The following is an 18246-nucleotide window of genomic DNA, read 5'->3' as shown; positions in this document are numbered from 1 at the left end:
GGTCTGTTCAGAGTGCGGAGCTGAACATCTGCGTGACGTAAACGCAGCAAGAAACATTCTTGCGGTCGGGCATGACCGTCTAGCTGTAGGAATCCCCGTCCTTTAGGGCGGGGAGGATGTCAACAGTTCAATATGGAAGACCCAAAGTTTTCTAACAAACACCTGAGGCAGGCGCTTGCCCTGGCAATAGATCGAGACGTGATCACGAGACTGATTACCAAGCAGGGTGAAAGTCCGGCATTCCATTCTGTCCCGACCCGATCAAAGGACTTTATCGCTCCTGACACTTTTTTTAAAACAATAGGGCAAAAAGCCAGGGTTGAGAAGGCCCGTGAACTGTTTAAAAAGGCCGGCTTCGAGAAAGGCGGTCTTGAAGTAGAGATGCTGTATAACACACGGGAATCGCATAGGCAGATCGCTCTGGCGATCAGTGATATGTGGAAACGAAGTCTGGGGGTTAAAACCAAACTCCGGAATATGGAGTTCAACAGTATGTTGGCAGACATAGCTCAGGGTAAGTATGAGTTGTCTCGAAAAACCTGGGTAGTCACCGATCCAGAACCCTGTTACGTGCTTAAAATCTACCAGTCTGATGATCCATTTAACGACGCAAAATATAACAACCCACAGTATGACGCACTGCTGGAAAAAGCCTGTACTGGCAAGCTGACACCAGAGCACAAAAAGTTCCGGCAGCAGGCATTCCAGGAACTGGAAGCGATGCTGGCAGAAGATGTGCCGGGCATTCCAATTTTTCACGGCGTTAGAAACCGGTTGGTTAAACCTGAAGTGAAAGGATTTCCTTTGAGTGGGGAAGCCAATATTTTCAGAATACGGGATGTGAGTTTTTAAAAGCCCGGATTCACTCCAATCCAGATGTATTCATCTTGAGCACTTCTGAGTAACGGGCATAAAAGCCGCAGTTTCAGGCTTCTATAGAGCGGGAACTGCGGCGCCTTCGGCTAAAAGCGATTTGTAAATGTTACGTCAATATCCCACTGTTACGCGACTATCCCCCACAAGTAACACATTTGGATTAGATAAAATTACTTACGCCATGTGACTTATGTTCTGGATTGTACGTATATCGGGTGGTGTAGACGTTTTTTAAAAAGTTGGCACACCGATTGTATATATAAGTTCGAAAACAAGAAAAACTGCCGCAAATAACAATAATAATGAGGCAGATGAGTCGACAAACAATAACAATAACAATAATAAAAGTCGATGACCGTACAAGCGGATTGGTTTACAGGGTGTTTTTTTGTGGTGTAGCAACCAACAGGGAAACCGGAGCTGAGAAGAATTGCAAAAGCAACGCGAGCATCCCGGTAAACATGGAAGGATAATAAAGCAATTATCCACACAGCCTGCAAACCAATCCGCTTATCTTTATCTCCCTTAGCTGTTCTCTGATATTCCCCCAATTCTTTCATTACCTCATCGTGACTGACGACTGTTGTATACCCGTTTTTTGCGTGCCCGAAACTCTTTGAATACAGCTATAGCTTCCTGAGTCAGCACGTTGTTGATCACTTCAATGCCTCTTAGTTCGAGTTGCTCCTGCCATTGTGTTGATAGCGGCCCTTCGTCAAACCCGGCGATTGCTTCCAGTTCTGGGCCTGAGCCAGCAATAGCGAGTGAGCGTATACCTGACCACAGTGTAGCGCCGTAACACATGGCACAGGGTCGCCAGTTCACAACCAGCTGATGAACAGGTTGCTCACTGTTGCCAAGGTCCCAGTGACGGATGGCTTGCTGAGCCAGCGAGATAGCCATAACTTCGGCATGAGCAGAGGAGCATTGTTGCTCAACAACCCGATTGACCCCCACACTGATCAGTCGGCCTGACTCTTTTTCAAAGACACCTGCGGCAAACGGTCCACCAGTGTCGTGCATTATGTTTAGTTCAGAAAGTTGAATGATCAGAGACATTCGATCCTCAAGGCCGGGGATATATTCAGGGTGTTTTTCCAGCTCGGAGGAAACCCATTCTGGGAGAGTGAGTTGGAACTGATGGGGAAACGACAGCATTTAACACCATGGGAACAACATTCGACTCAGTAGCCAGTTTAGTCCTTGGGCAGAAAAAAATGTGGTCGACACCTGAAGAATGGCTCCTTTAAGGCGAGCGCTTGTTACGAAACTGCTTCCTGGTTACACACTGACAGTGTGGGGGTAACAGTTTAAAGAGAGTGTAAAGGTTAGGTGTGTGTAGCGTTGTTTTTCGGATAGTACGTATCGCAAGGGCTTCAGAGGTTTTTCAAAAAGTTGGCACAGCGATTGTATATATGTGATCAACTAACAAAAAACTGCCGCTAATAAAAATAATAACAAGGCAGACGAATCGACCGAAATAACAATAATAATAAAGGTCGATGTCCGTACAAGCGGATTGGTTTACAGGGTGTTTCAAGTGGTGTAGCAACCAATATGGAAGCCGGAAAGCTGAGAAGAACTGCAAAAGCAGCACGAGCGAACCGGAATCATGGAAGAGCTATAAAGCAATACTCCACACAGCCTATAAACCAATCCGCTTTTTCTTTTCTGCTACTTTCTTCCTCTATTCTTCCTCTATTCTTCCTCTATTCTTCCCTACTTTCAGAGTCCAAGATTTTTCGCGATCACTTCGTTCATGATCTCATAGGTACCGCCACCGATTGAGAGTATCCGGTTATCCCGATAGAGACGCTCGACGGTTGATTCCCGCATAAAGCCCATACCACCAAAAATCTGAGTAGCCTGGTAAGTGATGTGGTCACTGGTGTCGGTAGCAATATTTTTTGCCATGGACACTTCCATGCTGACGTCTTCACCGGCTTGGTAGCGCGCTGCAATTCGATAGGTGAACTCTCTGCTGGCCTCAAGCTTACTGGCCATGATGGCCAGTTTGTGTCGTATGACTTGGTGATCCTTAAGTGCACTGCCAAAGGTTTTACGATCTTTGATGTAGTCCAGGCAGGCTTTCAAAGCCATCTCTGAAGTCATATTGGCCATTACCGCCAGAGAAATACGTTCTGGCTGGAAATTGCTCATGATGCAGTAAAACCCCTGGTTTTCCTGACCAATGAGGTTTTCTTCCGGTACCAGGCAATCGTTAAAGAACAGCTCTGCAGTATCGGAGGCCCACCATCCCATCTTTTTCAGGCTTCGACCCACCGAGAAACCTTCGGTGCCCCGTCTAATCAATATCAAACTGATACCACCATAGCCTTCTTCACCCGTACGTACGGCGACGGTGTAGTAATCAGCAATCACGCCACTGGTGATGAACATCTTGCTGCCATTAATCTTGTAGAACTGTTTGCCATCTACGTTAACCCGTTTGGCACGGGTTCTGATACCTGCAACATCAGAACCTGCAGCAGGTTCTGTGATGGCCAGACAGGCAATTTTTTTCCTGCCAGAACGTCTGGAATAACTCGTTGCTTCAGGGCGTCTGAGCCCCAGCGATGGACTGGCGGTAACCCTATGTTAAGAGATTGAAGACCTGCGACCAGTCCCCCTGAACCGGCCCGCATCAGCTCTTCATTAATGGCAATGGCGTGGAAAATATCTCCGGGTGTTCCACCATATTGTTCGTCATAGCCCATCCCCAGAAGACCGGTTCTTCCAGCTTTCAAAAACAATTCTCTGGGAATGCCTCCAGACTCTTCCCATTCATCAATATAAGGGAGAATTTCTTTTTCGGTGAACTTGCGAGCCGTTTCACGGACTGCCTGATGCTCTTCGCTAAAGTAAGAAAGGCTCACGAATCGGCCTCCGCTGCTTCAATTTCCAGAAGGCATTGTCGGGTTTTCACCTGATCACCAGCCGCAGAAGAAACGGTACCCACCGTGCCGGATACCCGAGCTTTCAAGGCATGTTCCATCTTCATGGCTTCAAGTACCATGACGGTTTGACCCACTTCCACCCAATCCCCCGGTTTGGCCAGAACATCGATGATGACGCCATCCATGGAAGCCAGAACTCGACCATCGCCAGATTGTTCTGATGACTGAGCGGGAGCGTGTGTCTGATTCTGCCAGAGCGTATTTCCCTGCAGGGTGGAGAGATGAAGCTGGCTGTCTGAAAGAACAAAATGACAATAATGAGTCAGGTCATCAACGGAATACTTCATGCACTGTTCGTCGATAGACAACAGGTCTAGAACATACTCCTGACCACCGGACTGGATTTTATAATGATTCTTCCCGGTTACCGTCAGTGAGACTGGAAAATCCTGTTCATTGCCGCTTGTGTCGCAGTGCAGCTGGTAGGACCAGGGGGTAAAGCGAGTAGCTCCCCATACTTTTCCTTTGTCGTGCCCCGGGTTTTCCAGGTGGAAGAATAGCAGTGCGGCCAGAGCTGAACTTTCCAGTAAAACGTCTTCTGACGGGTAGAAGGCATTGTCTGTGAAGTGCTGATCAAGAAAGGCGGTTGTGGCCTGACCCTCAGCAAAAGCTGGTTCTTTTAGTATTTGGTTGAGGAAGTGCTGGTTATGTTTGACCCCCAGCAGTTTCATATCCTCCAGGGCGCAAATCAGTTTGCGGCGCGCTGTTTCCCGATTGCTGCCATGGGCGATTACTTTTGCCAACATCGGGTCATAAAAGGGCGATACCGTCTGGCCAGTTTGTATACCATGGTCAACACGCACCTGACCCGGAGGTTGCCAGTCAAGAATCCGGCCAGTTTGAGGCAGGAAATTGTCTGCAGGGTCTTCAGCGTAGAGACGAACTTCAATAGCGTGGCCATTCAAGCTCACCTGCTCCTGATCTAAAGGTAGAGGTTGACCTTCAGCGACCATAATCTGCCAGGCTACCAAATCAACACCTGCCACCAGTTCAGTCACCGGATGCTCGACCTGAAGCCGGGTGTTCATTTCCAGAAAGTAGAAGTTGCGGTCCCGATCTACTAAAAACTCAACAGTACCTGCACCTACATAATCGCAACTCAATGCGGCACGGACAGCGGCTTCACCCATTTGTTGACGGAGTGACTCGGTCATAAAGGGAGAAGGGGATTCTTCGACCACTTTCTGGAATCGTCTCTGGATAGAGCAATCCCTTTCCCCCAGATAAATGCAATGACCCTGGCGGTCGGCAAACACCTGAATTTCAATGTGTCTGGGTTCAACAATGGCTTTTTCCAGAATCAGTTCGCCGCTGCCAAAGGCATTGCTGGCTTCAGAGCGAGCGGACTTCAGGTTTTCCAACAGAGAAGCTTCGTCGTCAACCTGACGCATACCCCGACCACCGCCACCGGCGGTAGCCTTGACCATCACCGGGAAGCCCATTCTTCTGGCTTCTGATTGCAGGGTTTCATCACTCTGATCAGCCCCCTCATAACCGGGAATGCATGGAACGCCGGCTCTCAGCATGGCGATTTTGGCCTGACGTTTGTTGCCCATCAGCTCAATGGCTTTGGCATCCGGGCCAATAAAAGTAATACCTGAGCGAGCGCAGGCTGCCGAGAAGTCGGTATTTTCAGATAGAAAACCGTAACCAGGATGGATTGCATCGGCTCCGGTGGTTTTGGCTGCAGCCAGCACTGATTCCTGATTCAGGTAAGAAGCAGAAACTTCTGGAGCGCCTATCATTACGGCTTCATCGGCGAGAGTCGTATGCAGTGCGTCATGATCCGCTGCGCTGTAGACGGCGACTGTTTTGTATCCCATGGCCTTGGCAGTGCGAATAACCCGCACAGCAATCTCGCCACGGTTGGCAACAAGAATTTTGTTTAATGAGGGCATGGCGTTTCTCGATTATGCTTTTTCATACGCTGAAGGAACCGGTTTTTATTGATCAGGCCGACCATTTTGGCGCTCGTTTTTCTTTGAAGGCCTGAATACCCTCAAGACCTTCTTCACTGGTTACTGCACTGGAAAATAATCGGGCAGCATGATCCAGAGATTCTTCAGAAGGTTGTCCGGCAATCGATAGCATCAGGGCCTTGGTCATAGCGTTGGCTTCCGGTGCACAGCGACTGACTCGTCTGATGGCCTCTTGAACAGCGGCATCAAGCGCTGCTGATGAATCCACGCACTGATGGACGATGCCCAACTCACAGGCTTCAGAACCGGAAATCCTTTCTCCCATCAGGGCCAGTCGACGAGCCTGGGTAATGCCAATGCGATGGACAACAAAGGGCGCGATTTGAGCCGGCGGAATACCCAGAGTGGTTTCCGGCATACCGAATTTTGCTGTAGCAGTGCTGATGGCAAAGTCAGAAACGCAAACCATGCCAAAGCCTCCTCCCATGACTGCGCCTTCAATTGCTGCAATCACGACCTGCTCAAGATGACTGACGGCAGTGATCAAATCACCAAACCTGCGATTGCTCTTGAAGGCGCTTTCGGACTCGCGGTTTGCTGAATTCATACTTTTCAGGTCAGCACCGGCACAGAAATGGCCGCCATTGCCACGCAGTACAACGGCTCGAACAGAGCGGTTGCCTTCGAGCTGGCCAAATACTTCCATCAGCTCATCAATCATTGGATCACTGAGCGCATTACGGGCTTCAGGGCGATTCAGGTTAACTAAAAGAGTGCCTGTTTCCAGGCTCAGTTCCAGCGTTTCAAAACCAGACAGTTTCATACGACATTAGCCTCTTTTCTGACCGGCTCTTTTCTGGCCAGGCTGTAGTCCCAGATATTTGCAGATAATGCCCAGCATGACTTCGTCGGCACCACCACCAATGGACATCAGGCGGGAGTCTCTATAGAAGCGGGAAACCCGGTTGTCCCACATGTAACCCATGCCGCCCCAAAACTGCAGGCAGCCATCAGTAACCTGACGGGCCAGACGACCGGTTTTCAGCTTCAGCATGGAAGCTAACTTGGTGACATCTTCGCCCTCAACATATTGTTCTACGGCTTGATAAAGAGCGGCTCTGACAATTTCGGTCTCGGTCTGAAGTTCTGCCAGGCGATAGTGAAGGTACTGGTTGTCCAGCAGAGGTTTACCAAAGGCTTTTCGTTCGTAGCAGTAGTCAGCGGTTTCATTGACGCAGAGATCCAGGGTTTTCAGCATGCTGGCTACACAGAACAGGCGCTCTTCCTGAAACTGCTGCATTTGCATGGTGAACCCCTGACCTTCTGCTCCGATACGATAACGCTGGGGGACGCGAACATCGTCAAAGAAGATCTGGGCGGTATCGGAAGAGCGCATACCCAGCTTGTTCAGGCGTGGAGAAACTTCGACGCCCTGGGTGTTGGTGGGCACGATAATCAGTGATTTGTTGATGTGTCTGGCATCATCAGAGGTATTAGCCAGCACACACAGGTAATCTGCCTGAGTAGAGTTGGTGATCCACATTTTGCTGCCGTTGATCACATAGTCATCGCCGTCTTTTCTGGCTTCTGTTTTGATTGAAGCAACATCTGAGCCTGCACCGGGTTCACTGACGGCAATACTGGCTACCTGATCACCGGCAATGGCGGGTGTCAGGAATTCATCACGCAATGCATCGCTGCCATACCGTGCCAGAGCGGGGGTGGCCATATTAGTCTGAACACCGATCGCCATTGGGATACTGCCACAATGAATGGCACCCAGTTCTTCGGCCACCAGAGCTTCATAGCTGTAATCCAGTCCCAGGCCGCCATAGGCAACGGGTTTGGAGACGCCCAGCAGGCCTAAGCTACCCAGCTTTTTAAAGAGATCATGTGCAGGGAAAATTCCTTCTTCTTCCCATTGTTCAACGTAAGGGTTGATCTCTTTTTCAATAACCTGCGCCATGGTGCGGCGTATTTCGTTGTGTTCCTCAGTAAATCTCATCAGGTGCTCCGGTATTCTGCTTATATTGTGAAAATGCAGCTTGGGATATCAGTTATTCTTATGGACCCAGGGGGTGCTGCATTTGAGGCTCATGTCTGTCGATTCGTTTAAAAGCGGGCTGCCCCAAAAGTGATTGCGTGAGTCTGTCGTTGCTCGCCTTCACGACAGATGTCCAGCAAGAAGCCCAGTAGCTGGCGGCTGTCTCTGGGATCAATCAGGCCGTCATCCCAGAGTCTGGCGGTACCAAAGAGTGCTGTAGCGCTCTGGTTCAGGAAGTTGGCTGTGTTTTGTTCCATCTGTTCCAGCTGCTGTTGATCGGGTTCTACACCGGCCTTGCGGGCTTTCTCTTCCGCCACGATGCGCAGCACCATGCCAGCTTGTTCTCCACCCATGATGGCTGTTCTGGCAGATGGCCAGGCAAATATGAAATGAGGATCAAGGCCACGGCCACACATCGCGTAGTTACCTGCACCATAAGAGCCACCAACAACAATACTGATTTTGGGAACTCTGGCATTGGCGACGGCCTGTATCATTTTAGAACCGTGCTTAACGACGCCATTTTGCTCGGTTTCAGTACCGACCAGAAAGCCTGTGGTGTTGTGAAGGAATAGCAAAGCGGTGTTGCTTTGTTCACAGAGCTGAATAAATTGAGAGGCTTTATTGGCTCCCTTGGGAGTGATCGGGCCGTTATTACCAATGATGCCTACAGGCAGCCCTTCAATACGGCAATGTCCACAGATAGTGCCTTGATCGAATCCTGGCTTGAACTCCATGAATTCAGAGCCGTCGACGATTCGAGCAACCAGCTCTTTAACGTCATAAGGCGTCTTGGGATCAGATGGCACAATGCCAATCAATTCATCCGGACTGTAGAGAGGCTCTTTGAACGGCTTCTGATCTTTCGACAAAGGTTCCCAGTTCAGGGTGGTCATTACTTCACGGGCAATACGAATGCCATCGGCATCGTTTTCTGCCAGGTACTCGCCAGTACCAGCGACATCAGAGTGCATATCCGCTCCACCCAGCTCTTCATCGTCAGCAATTTCCCCCGTGGCGGCTTTCAAGAGAGGAGGGCCTGCCAGGAATATCTTGCTCTTGTTACGCACCAGAATCAGGTAGTCGGATAGCCCTGCCTGATAAGCTCCGCCGGCTGTCGCATTACCATGCACGACAGTAATTTGAGGAATGCCGGCTGCTGACAGTCGAGCCTGATTAGCAAAGCCGTTGGCTCCCCGTACAAAAGATTCTGTTGCATAGTTGAGGTTGGCTCCGCCACTTTCCAGCAGGTTGATGATCGGCAGTCTGTTTTCGAGGGCGATTTTTTGCGCCCGAATGGTTTTCTCCAAACCTATAGGTGAGAAGGTTCCACCCTTGACGGAGTAGTTGTTGACCTGCACCAGACATCGGACGCCTGACACATAACCAATGCCGGCAATAAAGCCACCTCCGGCACTGCTGCCGTCTTTGTCGTCGTACATTTTGTAGCCAACCAGAGAACCCAGTTCTATAAACGGTGCACCTGGATCCAACAGGCAATGAAGCCGCTCTCTGGGCAGCAGTTTGTCGAGTTTGGCCAAAGCTTCGCGCTTTTTGCCCGCAGTATCGACGACCAGTTGTTCTATAGCCTGAAATTCTCTGACTTTTTCTGACATCCAATCGGCATTGACTGCAAAGCTTTCAGAGCCGGTGTTGATGCTGGATTCGATAATAGCCATGGTGATAGGGGACCTCGTCAGCAGTCCTGAACGTTTAAAATCATTAGTTATTGGAATCGGTGTATTTTTCCGTGACCCACTCAGGTGGGTTGGAACGGTGAAAACCGTCAAATGGCTCATTGTTCTTAGCTTTGGGCAGTGGCCAGCTGTTATTACCCTGGGAAGCGGCACCGTCAATTCTCAGCGTTGAACCACTGATAAAAGTCGCAGCCTCACTCAACAGAAAACAGATAGCAGCGCTGACTTCCGACTCGGTTCCCATACGTTTGAGGGGAACATGCTGATAGAGCTGGGAGAGCATATTCTTGGTGGTATCGTCATAAGTATCCATGCCACTGGAAGCAATCCAGCCAGGGGCAACGGCATTGACCCTGACACCGCTTCTACCCCACTCATAGGCTGCCGTTTTAGTGAAATTATCCATGCCTGCTCTGGCAGCTCCGGAATGCCCCATGCCCGGCATGCCGCCCCAGTTGTCGGCAATGATATTGACGACGCTGCCACCGTGTTCCTGCATGGACTGCTTGAAGACTTCTCTGGCCATCAAAAAGCCACCGATCAGGTTGGTTCGAACCACCGCTTCAAAGCCGTTTTTGCTGATGTGTTCCAAGGGAGAGGGAAACTGGCCGCCGGCATTATTGACCAGTCCATGAATGGCACCTTTCTCAGAAACTACTCGGCTGACCAGAGCCGTAACCCCTTCCTCGTCCCGGATATCACAGGCCTGAGTGGATGCACTGCCACCGTCTTCAGTAATTTCTCGCTGGACTTTTTCGAGCTTGTCCAGTTTTCTACCTACCAGAATAACGTGGGCACCCAGAGCGCTTAGCTCGTGGGCAGTGCAGCGTCCAATGCCACTGCCACCACCGGTAACAATGATATTTTTGTTATGGAACAGATCTTGTCTGAAAATCGAAGCAAAGCTCATTGAGTTTCCTGTCTTTACTGATCTTGAATGGTTTGGCTTATTTATTCTCATGGCTTATCTGGAAAGCTTTTGAGCCAGAGCAGGTGGTACCGGTACAGGATAAGCCAGAATCTGCTGGGCATAGGTCTTGCCCTGTGGGTCTGGATTGAGGCTGGCTATGCCGCCACCGCCCAGGCTGTTTCTCAGCAGGAAGTTGAATGCATTCAATCCGGGTAGATACCAGCGTGAAACATCACTGTCAGGATCATCCAGAACATGCGACATACGGTTGGCTATAGTCTTTTCCGTCAGTGCAGAAGCAATGTAGGGGACATAGTCAGACTGCCGGGCAATGACACCGATGTTGGCATGGTTGCCCTTATCGCCACTTCGACACCAGGACAGTTTTGCCAGAGGCACAGTTGGCCAGTCAGAGTCTGAAGAAATATCTTCAATGGGCCACTCAGGTTGCTCTTCTAGTATTAAAGAGTTTGAAGAAGAGTGGATAGAGACAGGAATGCTTTCATCATCCAGCGACAGATCTACGGATATGTCACTCTTTGGAATCAACAAGGAGTAAAGGCAGATTCGAGGTGAAACTGAAGGGCGCCCTCCGGTAACACTGCCAGCAATTCCTGAAGCCATGGCGGTAGCCGCCTGAGCTATTTCTTTTGAAAACAGAACCAGAGCTTTTTTGTCAGGATGAGTGACGGCAATGCGCATGACCACTTCTCTGAAGCCGCTGTCATTACTCTGCGTCTGTTGGAGAGCTCCGGCACCCAGAGCATCGATACGGGTTCGGGTGAAGTCGGCCATGCCTCTATGGGCAAACAGATGACGACATTTAGCCAAAATGCCTTCCGCTACAGATTCTGCTTTTGCGGCTGCTTCAACGCCCCCTATCAACAGATTGGCAACACAGCGGAAACCATCAATCCAGGTTCCTGAAACCTTGTAGTAACCAGAAGGTGCATAACCTTTGGCTCCCATGACCGCTACCCGGTTTTTTCCGGTTTCTTCAAGTGTGACCTGTGAAAAATCACAGACGACATCCGGCAGCAAATAGTGCCGTGGATTATCAATTTCATAGAGAATCTGTTCTGAAACTGTACCTGTATTGACCAGACCACCGGTTTCTTCCGGTTTGGTTACTTCGAAGTGACCGTCTTCATGGCACTCTATGACCGGGAATCCCATGTCTTCAAAACCGGAAACTGTGCTCCAGTCAGTGAAGTTTCCCCCCGTGCATTGGGTTCCGCACTCTATGACATGGCCTGCCAGGCTGGCCTGAGCCAGTTGGTCGTAATCGGTAGGCTTCCAGCCAAACTCCCAGGCCAGAGCGCCCGTCACAACAGCGCTGTCTACTATACGACCAGTGATGACTATATCCGCACCTGCCGCCAGTGCGGCACTGATTCCTTCATAGCCGAGGTAAGCATTCAGACTGATGAAGCTGTCTGGCATAGGAGCCTGACTGAACATTTCTGTCAGCTTCTGATCCCGAAAATGCTGTTGTTGATTGAGGAGATTATCGCCGGTGACAACGGCTACTTTCAGTGACAGGCCCGCTTCTGAAATAACTTTGCAGAGTGCATCCCTGCAGGCCAGAGGATTAATGCCACCTGCGTTACTGATGACCTTTATATTTTTTTGAGCAATGGGCTCAAGGAGTGGTGTCAGTACCTGAACAAAATCCGGGGCATAACCCATATCAGGATTTTTCATGCGAGCCCCAGCCATGATGGACATAGTGACTTCGGCCAGATAATCAAAGACCAGGTAATCCAGCGGCGTTTTGGTCACCAGCTGATGGGCGGCGGTGCTGGTGTCGCCCCAGAAGGCCGAGGCACAACCAATGCGAATCGTTTTATCGTTGCTTTTTATAGGCTCAAGGCTGTTTGAATTCATTATTAACTGCTCGGGTGCCACTGGCATCCTGCTCATACAAGGGGTATATTTAAATTACCAAGCAAGCGCTTGGTTGGCAAATTAAAGATTGACTATTAACCATGAAAATCCTGCATCTATGATGCGTTCGGTTTTTGTGGTTTGGGGTGAGCGACACAGTTTTTATACTGTATTGCTCTCAGTTTTGAGTACGGATTCAGGTCGAATTTGTGAGTGAAATGTCTTCTGTTCTGCAGACGCTGGCGGATCAAAAAGTTATCAATGCTCCTGGCAGTGCCAAGGGGCGTTTGCTGAGAACGGCTGCCCATCTGTTTGTTGAGAGAGGCTACGAACGTACGACAGTGAGAGAGCTTGCCAAGGCTTTAGGAATTCAGTCTGGCAGCCTTTTCTATCACTACCCCAATAAAGAGGCGATTTTAAAAGCCGTTCTGGTTGAAACCATTCATATCAACACTGCTCGTATGCAGGAAGCTCTGTCGCTAACAACGAATCCCGAGCAGCAGGTGCTGGCACTGATTCGATGTGAGATTGAATCCATAATAGGCGATACCGGGGAAGCCATGTCCCTGCTTTTGTCCGAATGGCGCTCGCTGACTGAAGAGAGCCAGGAAGATATTCTGGAGCTGCGGGATCAGTATGAAAGGCTATGGTTGAATAGTCTGGAGGCGTGTGAAAAAGAAGGTTTGCTGGCGATCGATCCGCATATACTCAGGCAGTTTCTGCGAGGTGCTATTTCCTGGGTGAAAGTCTGGTATGACCCTGAGGGTCGTCTGGATCTGGAGCAGCTCTGTGAAATGGCTTTGACTATGGCGGTTAAAAAATAAAAAAGCCGGCACAGAGGCCGGCTTAAAAAATCAGTCAGTTAACAATCAGGCACTTTGAGCCTCTTGTTTCCCGATGTGGTGGAAGTCGATGTTCTCATCGCTTTCACCTGCTTCAATGTCGTTAAATACCTGTTGGTCCATCTCACCTTCGCTCTTGGCAACGATACAGGTTACAACGCTGTCACCCGTGATGTTCACAGCCGTACGAACCATGTCGAGCAGACGATCCACACCCATGATCAGAGCAATACCTTCCAGAGGCAGGCCAACCTGTTGCAGAACCATCGCCAGCATCACCAGACCTACACCCGGTACACCGGCAGTACCGATAGAAGCCAGAGTGGCAGTCACAATAACCATCAGGTAGTCACTCATACCCAGGTCAACACCAAAGGCCTGAGCGATGAAGACAGTAGCAGCACCCTGCATGATGGCTGTACCGTCCATGTTGATGGTACTGCCCAGAGGTACGGTGAAAGAAGCTACCTTGTTGCTGACACCCATACGACGGGTTACGGCTTCCAGAGTCACGGGAATAGTGGCGTTACTGGAGGCGGTGGTGAAAGCGAACATAAAGGCATCCTGAATCTTTTTCAGGAAGATACGTGGGCTCAGTCCGGTAGTGACTTTTAACAGGCCACAGTAGGTAACGAACAGCTGCAGGGCCAAAGCGCCAAGAACCACCAGGAAGTATTGAATCAGGTTACCAATAGCGCCCAGATCCATGGAGTAGAACAGCTTGGCCATCAGACCCATAACACCGTAAGGCGCCAGGTTCATGATCAGGGTGACCAATTTCATCATCACTTCGTTCAGAGCCACAAAGATTTTCACGATAGGCTCAGCAGGCTTGCCTGCAGCTGCAATCGCAATACCAAACAACAGGGCAAATACAATGATCTGCAGAGTGTTGCCGGAGGCCATGGCTTCAATCGGGTTCGCCGGGAACATTCCGATAATGACTTCGGTAATGGAAGGTGCGGTGGATGCTGCAAATGAGGAAGCGCTTTCCAGATTGGCACCTTCACCCGGACCAACCAGCAGGGCCAGACCCATAGCCAGACTGATGGCGATGCAGGTCGTCAGAAGATAGAAAACTACGGTTTTGCCACCTAGACGACCAAGAACAGTAACGTCTTTCAGGGAGCAGGCACCGCATACGATAGAAGTGAATACCAGAGGTACTACGATCATCTTCAGAGAGGTCAGGAATATTTGGCCGATGACGTTGAATACGCCATTTACCAGGTAGTGCTCAACAAAAGTACTACCTGTAAACTGGCGCATTATCAGGCCTATAGCCAGACCTGCCACCATGCCGATCAGCACCTTGGCTGTGAGGGAAAGTCGAATCCACTGCTTCATATTGATTTCCTGTGTTGCCAAACATGGCTCTTTCGTCATTCAGTTGTCTTTGTACTTGCGCGAAAGAGTTATGCGGGGAAGTGTCAGATCAGACTTTCTTGGAAGTGTTATCGCTGAGCAACTCCAGCGATTTCTTGTGGCGCTTATGGAGTTTAACTGACCTGCCGGTTTTTTTGGCAGAGTTGAGCTGGTCAAAATGATTTGCACCAGCTTCCCCGATCTTTTTACAGCTTAAGTTCGTTTGGCTTAAATCCGGTTTGATCTGGATCAATAAAAGGTTAAAGAGTGATCAAAATGCCGCGCTTATGACGCTATCTTTTACCTTTTCGGCAGTATTTAGTGGATTTTTCTGCTGGTTTTCGACTTATTTCAAGCGATGTTCAGCGACTGTTAATACAGTTCTGACGTGACACTGAAATTGGTGTTGAGCATCTCAAGAATCTCATCTCGATTGAGGCCTGTCAGCATGCAGGGTTCTTCGTGGTAAAGCCAATGATGAGTGGGTAGACCAAACTGGATTACCATCAGGTTTCTGTCCAGAGCCGAACGATTGACCTGCCCACCGTGGATCAGTTTTGGATGGATGGCCACAGCCTGCCCGGGTTCAAGCTCCAGAGAAATACTCTGGTCATGCTGGTCGATGTCCAGAGATCGCTTCTTGTGTTCTCTGATAGCCAGTTCGTCACTGAGAGTGTGGCTGTTGGCTATGACCTGGGTGCAACCATTGGTTTGCTGCATGCCTTCAAGCGGCAGTAGTAGTCGGAAAAAACAGTCTGAATGTTCCGGGCAGATGTACTGGTTGGGAAAATCTCTATGCCAGCTTAAAGACGGGCCGTTATTGGCGGGTTTTCTAGTGACATTGGAGAAGTGATAAACGACGTCATCATCACCCAGTATTGAGCTGGCTATATCCCAGAGGCCAGGGTTTATTATCAGAGCTGCAAAGGTACTGGATAACTCGACGGGTTCACCAATCAGATAGGGCTCTTCCTCAGTATCCTGTGGATTCACTCCTGGATTTCGGTGTTCCGGTAGTTTGGACAACGGAACGACATAATCGCTCAGGAGTTGCTTGTCCTGCCTGAAGAGATTGCGAATACGATAGACTTCTTGTTTGGCAGATTCCCTGCAGTTGTCAGTGATGACATTATTGAAAACCTGATAGCCCAGTTCCAGGTAGCTCATGATCAGCCTTAGAGAAAATGGATGGATTCATGATTGAGGGCAAACAGTATAGCAACGGAATAAAGACTGGCTGTTTGCACGTCTTGTGACGTGCAAACAGGGTACGATGGTCAGGGCTTCATCAGCAAACGATGAGCTTTTAGCAGAAAGACATGCGAATGCGACGGTACTCAGGGCTCCAGCGCTTTGCTCTGATCTTATGTTCCAGATCGGTCAGCTCAGTGACGGGTGCCAGACCTTCTTTCTGTGCCTGAAGGGCTACCGCAAGGGCAATGTCATTGGTGACATGCTGGATGCGATCCATCAGAGGCAGAAGAGGCGCTTCTCTGTTGACCAGAGCCGGAGAGGCTAGTGCCAGTGTTTCTACTGCAGCGTCCAGCATCGTGTCAGTAATGCGATCAGCACCGCAAGCCAATACACCCAGACCCAGGCCAGGGAAAATATAGATATTGTTGCACTGGGCAATCGGGTAAGCACGGTCATTGAACTGAACCGGTTCAAATGGGCTGCCTGTTGCAATCAAAGCCTTGCCATGGGTCCACTTGATGATGTCTTCAGGCAGGGCTTCCACCTGACTGATCGGGTTCGACAGCGGGAAGATAATTGGCTGGTCGTGATTGGCCGCCATGTTCTCAATGATTTCCTGAGTGAACAGGCCTGGCTGTCCGGAAACACCAATGATGGCATCCGGCTTGGCAATGCGAACGACGTCTGCCAGAGAAGCACCACCTTCTTGAGACCAGTTTTCAATATCGGCAAAACGGTGAGTCAGCTTCTGCTGGAATGGGCGTAGGCCTTCCATCTGGTCATGCACCAGACCATCGCGATCAACCGTGTATATGCGACTGCGGGCTTCTTCGTCAGACAGACCACGACCTACCATCAGGCGGATAATCTGTTCAGCAATACCACAGCCAGCAGAACCTGCACCGAGGAATGCAACGCTCAGGTCTTCAATGGATTTACCAGCTGCTTTGGCAGCAGCCATAAGGGTTGCTGCAGTGACACCGGCAGTGCCCTGAATATCGTCGTTGAAGGTGCAGAGTTCATCACGGTATTTCTCTAACAGAGGCGTAGCGTGGTTGATAGCGAAGTCTTCAAACTGCAGCAGAGCATTTGGCCAGCGACGTTTAAGTGCTTGAATGAACATCTCAAGAAACTCGTAGTAATCGTCGTCGCCGATGCGCTCATGACGCCATCCAAGGTAGTTTGGATCTTCTAACAGCTTCTTGTTATTGGTACCGCAATCCAGAGTGATAGGCAGTGTCAGGTTGGGAGTGATGCCTCCCACAGCGGAATACAGAGACAGTTTACCGATGCAGATGCCCATGCCACCAATACCCTGGTCACCCAGACCCAGGATACGCTCACCATCAGTCACCACGATCACTTCAATATTGCGTTTGAAATTAGCCAGCATGGCGTCAATCTTTTCTCGCTCAGGGAAGGAAATGTAGAGTCCACGTGGACGACGATAAAGATCGCTGTAACGCTGACAGGCCTGACCTACCACTGGGGTGTAGATGATAGGCAGCATTTCCTGGAGATGACGCTGAACCAGCGCGTAGAAAAGTGTTTCGTTGGTATCCTGCAGGGAACGCAGATAAATATGTTTTAGAATAGGGGTAGGTTTGATCGCAAACGATTTATAGGCGCGACGGCATTGCTCTTCCAGTGTTTCTACACGGGGTGGCAACAGGCCGTGGAGGTCCAGTTCGCTGCGTTCTTCAAAAGTGAAGGCAGTGCCCTTGTTCAGCAAGGGGTTTTCAAGAAGCATACGACCTGAAAGGCCAGTATGAATGCTGTTGGAATCTAGATCGGTCATTATTCAGTTCCAGTGGTGGCTCTGGAGAGTGCATCAGGTGTTAAACCCGCATATTGCATGAAGCCGCTATGAAGTCGTCGATAATCCCACGCTAGCTATGGAATTCAGGCAAAACAGTTACAGTTCAAACTGTCATTGAAGCGCTCGTCGGCTTCTCGCTAGCTCTTTTTCCGCCATGGCAGCATTGTTTCGACAAATCCATGCAATAAGCATGAATATGTCGAAACAATGTGTCAGCCGAAAAAATAGCAGAGCGACAAGCTCGACACTTCATGCAACATGCGGGTTAAGACGGGTAACCCCCGGGAATCTGGCTTTTATACCAGCTTAAAGGGGTGCTTAACACTGTCATGATTTGTGAGTCTAAGGATAAGTCTTGATCTTCATCTTAAATAGACAGGAAAAGCCGAAGTGACCATGCGTGCTTATTACTGGATCAGTCTCTATCCATTGCTGTCATGAGGTGGTACGTAGTTTATTACCGATAAAAGATCTTTCAGATAACATAAAGATACGAAAATTTTGAATTTCAGAGTTCATAAATTTTGCCAGTACACAACGCAATGTGAACCTCATCCCATTGCAAAGATGATGAAGTCACTTGCCGTGCTCAAAGCTATTTGAGTCGGCTATTGACATCCTCCCCGCCCTAAAGGACGGGGATTCCTACAGCTAGACGGTCATGCCCGACCGCAAGAATGTTTCTTGCTGCGTTTACGTCACGCAGATGTTCAGCTCCGCACTCTGAACAGACCCA

The 18246-nt window shown here is 49.6% G+C and carries 15 protein-coding genes and 1 pseudogene; 3 read left to right on the top strand and 13 right to left on the bottom strand.

The features are described 5' to 3' along the window. Both ACR2PX_RS22265 and ACR2PX_RS22260 read left to right on the top strand, forming a co-directional pair. The coding region (locus ACR2PX_RS22265) for a zinc ribbon domain-containing protein (RefSeq protein WP_433999696.1) at positions 1–106 on the top strand (106 nt) is incomplete at its 5' end. A gap of 17 nt (positions 107–123) precedes the next feature. Continuing rightward, positions 124–852 (top strand): annotated as a pseudogene (locus tag ACR2PX_RS22260) (ABC transporter substrate-binding protein); the annotation flags it as partial. Positions 853–1440: 588 nt separating this feature from the next. Here the strand turns inward: ACR2PX_RS22260 and ACR2PX_RS22255 are convergent. The 9 genes from ACR2PX_RS22255 to ACR2PX_RS22215 all read right to left on the bottom strand — a co-directional run bounded on the left by ACR2PX_RS22255 (position 1441) and on the right by ACR2PX_RS22215 (position 12290). Continuing rightward, positions 1441–2034 (bottom strand): nucleoside deaminase, encoded by a 594-nt coding sequence (locus ACR2PX_RS22255; RefSeq protein ID WP_434001548.1) that lies wholly within the window; start codon positions 2032–2034, stop codon positions 1441–1443. Positions 2035–2601: 567 nt separating this feature from the next. Then, positions 2602–3342, bottom strand: coding sequence for an acyl-CoA dehydrogenase family protein (locus tag ACR2PX_RS22250; protein WP_434001550.1), 741 nt, complete (start codon positions 3340–3342; stop codon positions 2602–2604). Beyond that, positions 3312–3752: an acyl-CoA dehydrogenase family protein gene (locus ACR2PX_RS22245; protein ID WP_434001547.1), complete on the bottom strand. Its 441-nt coding sequence runs from the start codon at positions 3750–3752 to the stop codon at positions 3312–3314. The genes ACR2PX_RS22250 and ACR2PX_RS22245 overlap by 31 nt, the downstream gene beginning before the upstream one ends. After that, the gene (locus tag ACR2PX_RS22240; RefSeq protein WP_434001546.1) at positions 3749–5731 is read right to left on the bottom strand and encodes an acetyl/propionyl/methylcrotonyl-CoA carboxylase subunit alpha; all 1983 of its coding nucleotides are present in this window, start codon (positions 5729–5731) and stop codon (positions 3749–3751) included. The genes ACR2PX_RS22245 and ACR2PX_RS22240 overlap by 4 nt, the downstream gene beginning before the upstream one ends. Positions 5732–5783: 52 nt before the next feature. Next, positions 5784–6575 (bottom strand): enoyl-CoA hydratase/isomerase family protein, encoded by a 792-nt coding sequence (locus ACR2PX_RS22235; protein ID WP_434001545.1) that lies wholly within the window; start codon positions 6573–6575, stop codon positions 5784–5786. Positions 6576–6581: 6 nt separating this feature from the next. Further along, the gene (locus ACR2PX_RS22230) at positions 6582–7757 is read right to left on the bottom strand and encodes an acyl-CoA dehydrogenase family protein (protein WP_434001544.1); all 1176 of its coding nucleotides are present in this window, start codon (positions 7755–7757) and stop codon (positions 6582–6584) included. Positions 7758–7864: 107 nt separating this feature from the next. Continuing rightward, positions 7865–9475, bottom strand: coding sequence for an acyl-CoA carboxylase subunit beta (locus tag ACR2PX_RS22225; protein WP_434001543.1), 1611 nt, complete (start codon positions 9473–9475; stop codon positions 7865–7867). A gap of 43 nt (positions 9476–9518) precedes the next feature. Continuing rightward, the gene (locus ACR2PX_RS22220; RefSeq protein ID WP_434001542.1) at positions 9519–10403 is read right to left on the bottom strand and encodes an SDR family oxidoreductase; all 885 of its coding nucleotides are present in this window, start codon (positions 10401–10403) and stop codon (positions 9519–9521) included. Positions 10404–10457: 54 nt separating this feature from the next. Then, on the bottom strand, positions 10458–12290 hold the full coding sequence (locus tag ACR2PX_RS22215; protein ID WP_434001541.1) for an acyclic terpene utilization AtuA family protein: 1833 nt from the start codon (positions 12288–12290) through the stop codon (positions 10458–10460). A 218-nt stretch (positions 12291–12508) separates the two neighbouring features. On the opposite strand from ACR2PX_RS22215, the gene ACR2PX_RS22210 reads away from it, so the two are divergent. Next, positions 12509–13114, top strand: a complete 606-nt coding sequence (locus ACR2PX_RS22210) for a TetR/AcrR family transcriptional regulator (protein WP_434001549.1) — start codon at positions 12509–12511, stop codon at positions 13112–13114. A gap of 45 nt (positions 13115–13159) precedes the next feature. Here the strand turns inward: ACR2PX_RS22210 and ACR2PX_RS22205 are convergent, their stop codons facing one another. The 4 genes from ACR2PX_RS22205 to ACR2PX_RS22190 form a co-directional block, all read right to left on the bottom strand. Beyond that, entirely contained in the window at positions 13160–14479 is a 1320-nt protein-coding gene (locus ACR2PX_RS22205) for a dicarboxylate/amino acid:cation symporter (protein ID WP_434001540.1), read from the bottom strand. A 390-nt stretch (positions 14480–14869) separates the two neighbouring features. Further along, a complete protein-coding gene (locus tag ACR2PX_RS22200; RefSeq protein ID WP_434001539.1) occupies positions 14870–15664 on the bottom strand; it encodes a phytanoyl-CoA dioxygenase family protein in 795 nt (264 codons plus the stop codon). Between the two features lie 139 nt (positions 15665–15803). Beyond that, positions 15804–17489 (bottom strand): NAD-dependent malic enzyme, encoded by a 1686-nt coding sequence (locus ACR2PX_RS22195; protein ID WP_434001538.1) that lies wholly within the window; start codon positions 17487–17489, stop codon positions 15804–15806. 649 nt (positions 17490–18138) lie between these two features. After that, positions 18139–18246 (bottom strand): zinc ribbon domain-containing protein (locus tag ACR2PX_RS22190; protein WP_433997355.1); only part of this gene is annotated, 108 nt, incomplete at its 5' end.

Source organism: Endozoicomonas sp. (assembly GCF_051008435.1).
Classification (GTDB): Bacteria; Pseudomonadota; Gammaproteobacteria; order Pseudomonadales; family Endozoicomonadaceae; genus Endozoicomonas_A.
Note: the sequence above shows the minus strand (reverse complement) of the source record. Positions and strands in the feature narration are given on the sequence as shown.

Coding starts and splice junctions, on each gene's coding strand:
- ACR2PX_RS22230 (WP_434001544.1), bottom strand. CDS start 7,757: ATGAGATTTACTGAGGAACACAACGAAATACGCCGCACCATGGCGCAG.
- ACR2PX_RS22240 (WP_434001546.1), bottom strand. CDS start 5,731: ATGCCCTCATTAAACAAAATTCTTGTTGCCAACCGTGGCGAGATTGCT.
- ACR2PX_RS22225 (WP_434001543.1), bottom strand. CDS start 9,475: ATGGCTATTATCGAATCCAGCATCAACACCGGCTCTGAAAGCTTTGCA.
- ACR2PX_RS22215 (WP_434001541.1), bottom strand. CDS start 12,290: ATGAATTCAAACAGCCTTGAGCCTATAAAAAGCAACGATAAAACGATT.
- ACR2PX_RS22255 (WP_434001548.1), bottom strand. CDS start 2,034: ATGCTGTCGTTTCCCCATCAGTTCCAACTCACTCTCCCAGAATGGGTT.
- ACR2PX_RS22195 (WP_434001538.1), bottom strand. CDS start 17,489: ATGACCGATCTAGATTCCAACAGCATTCATACTGGCCTTTCAGGTCGT.
- ACR2PX_RS22220 (WP_434001542.1), bottom strand. CDS start 10,403: ATGAGCTTTGCTTCGATTTTCAGACAAGATCTGTTCCATAACAAAAAT.
- ACR2PX_RS22200 (WP_434001539.1), bottom strand. CDS start 15,664: ATGAGCTACCTGGAACTGGGCTATCAGGTTTTCAATAATGTCATCACT.
- ACR2PX_RS22205 (WP_434001540.1), bottom strand. CDS start 14,479: ATGAAGCAGTGGATTCGACTTTCCCTCACAGCCAAGGTGCTGATCGGC.
- ACR2PX_RS22235 (WP_434001545.1), bottom strand. CDS start 6,575: ATGAAACTGTCTGGTTTTGAAACGCTGGAACTGAGCCTGGAAACAGGC.
- ACR2PX_RS22210 (WP_434001549.1), top strand. CDS start 12,509: ATGTCTTCTGTTCTGCAGACGCTGGCGGATCAAAAAGTTATCAATGCT.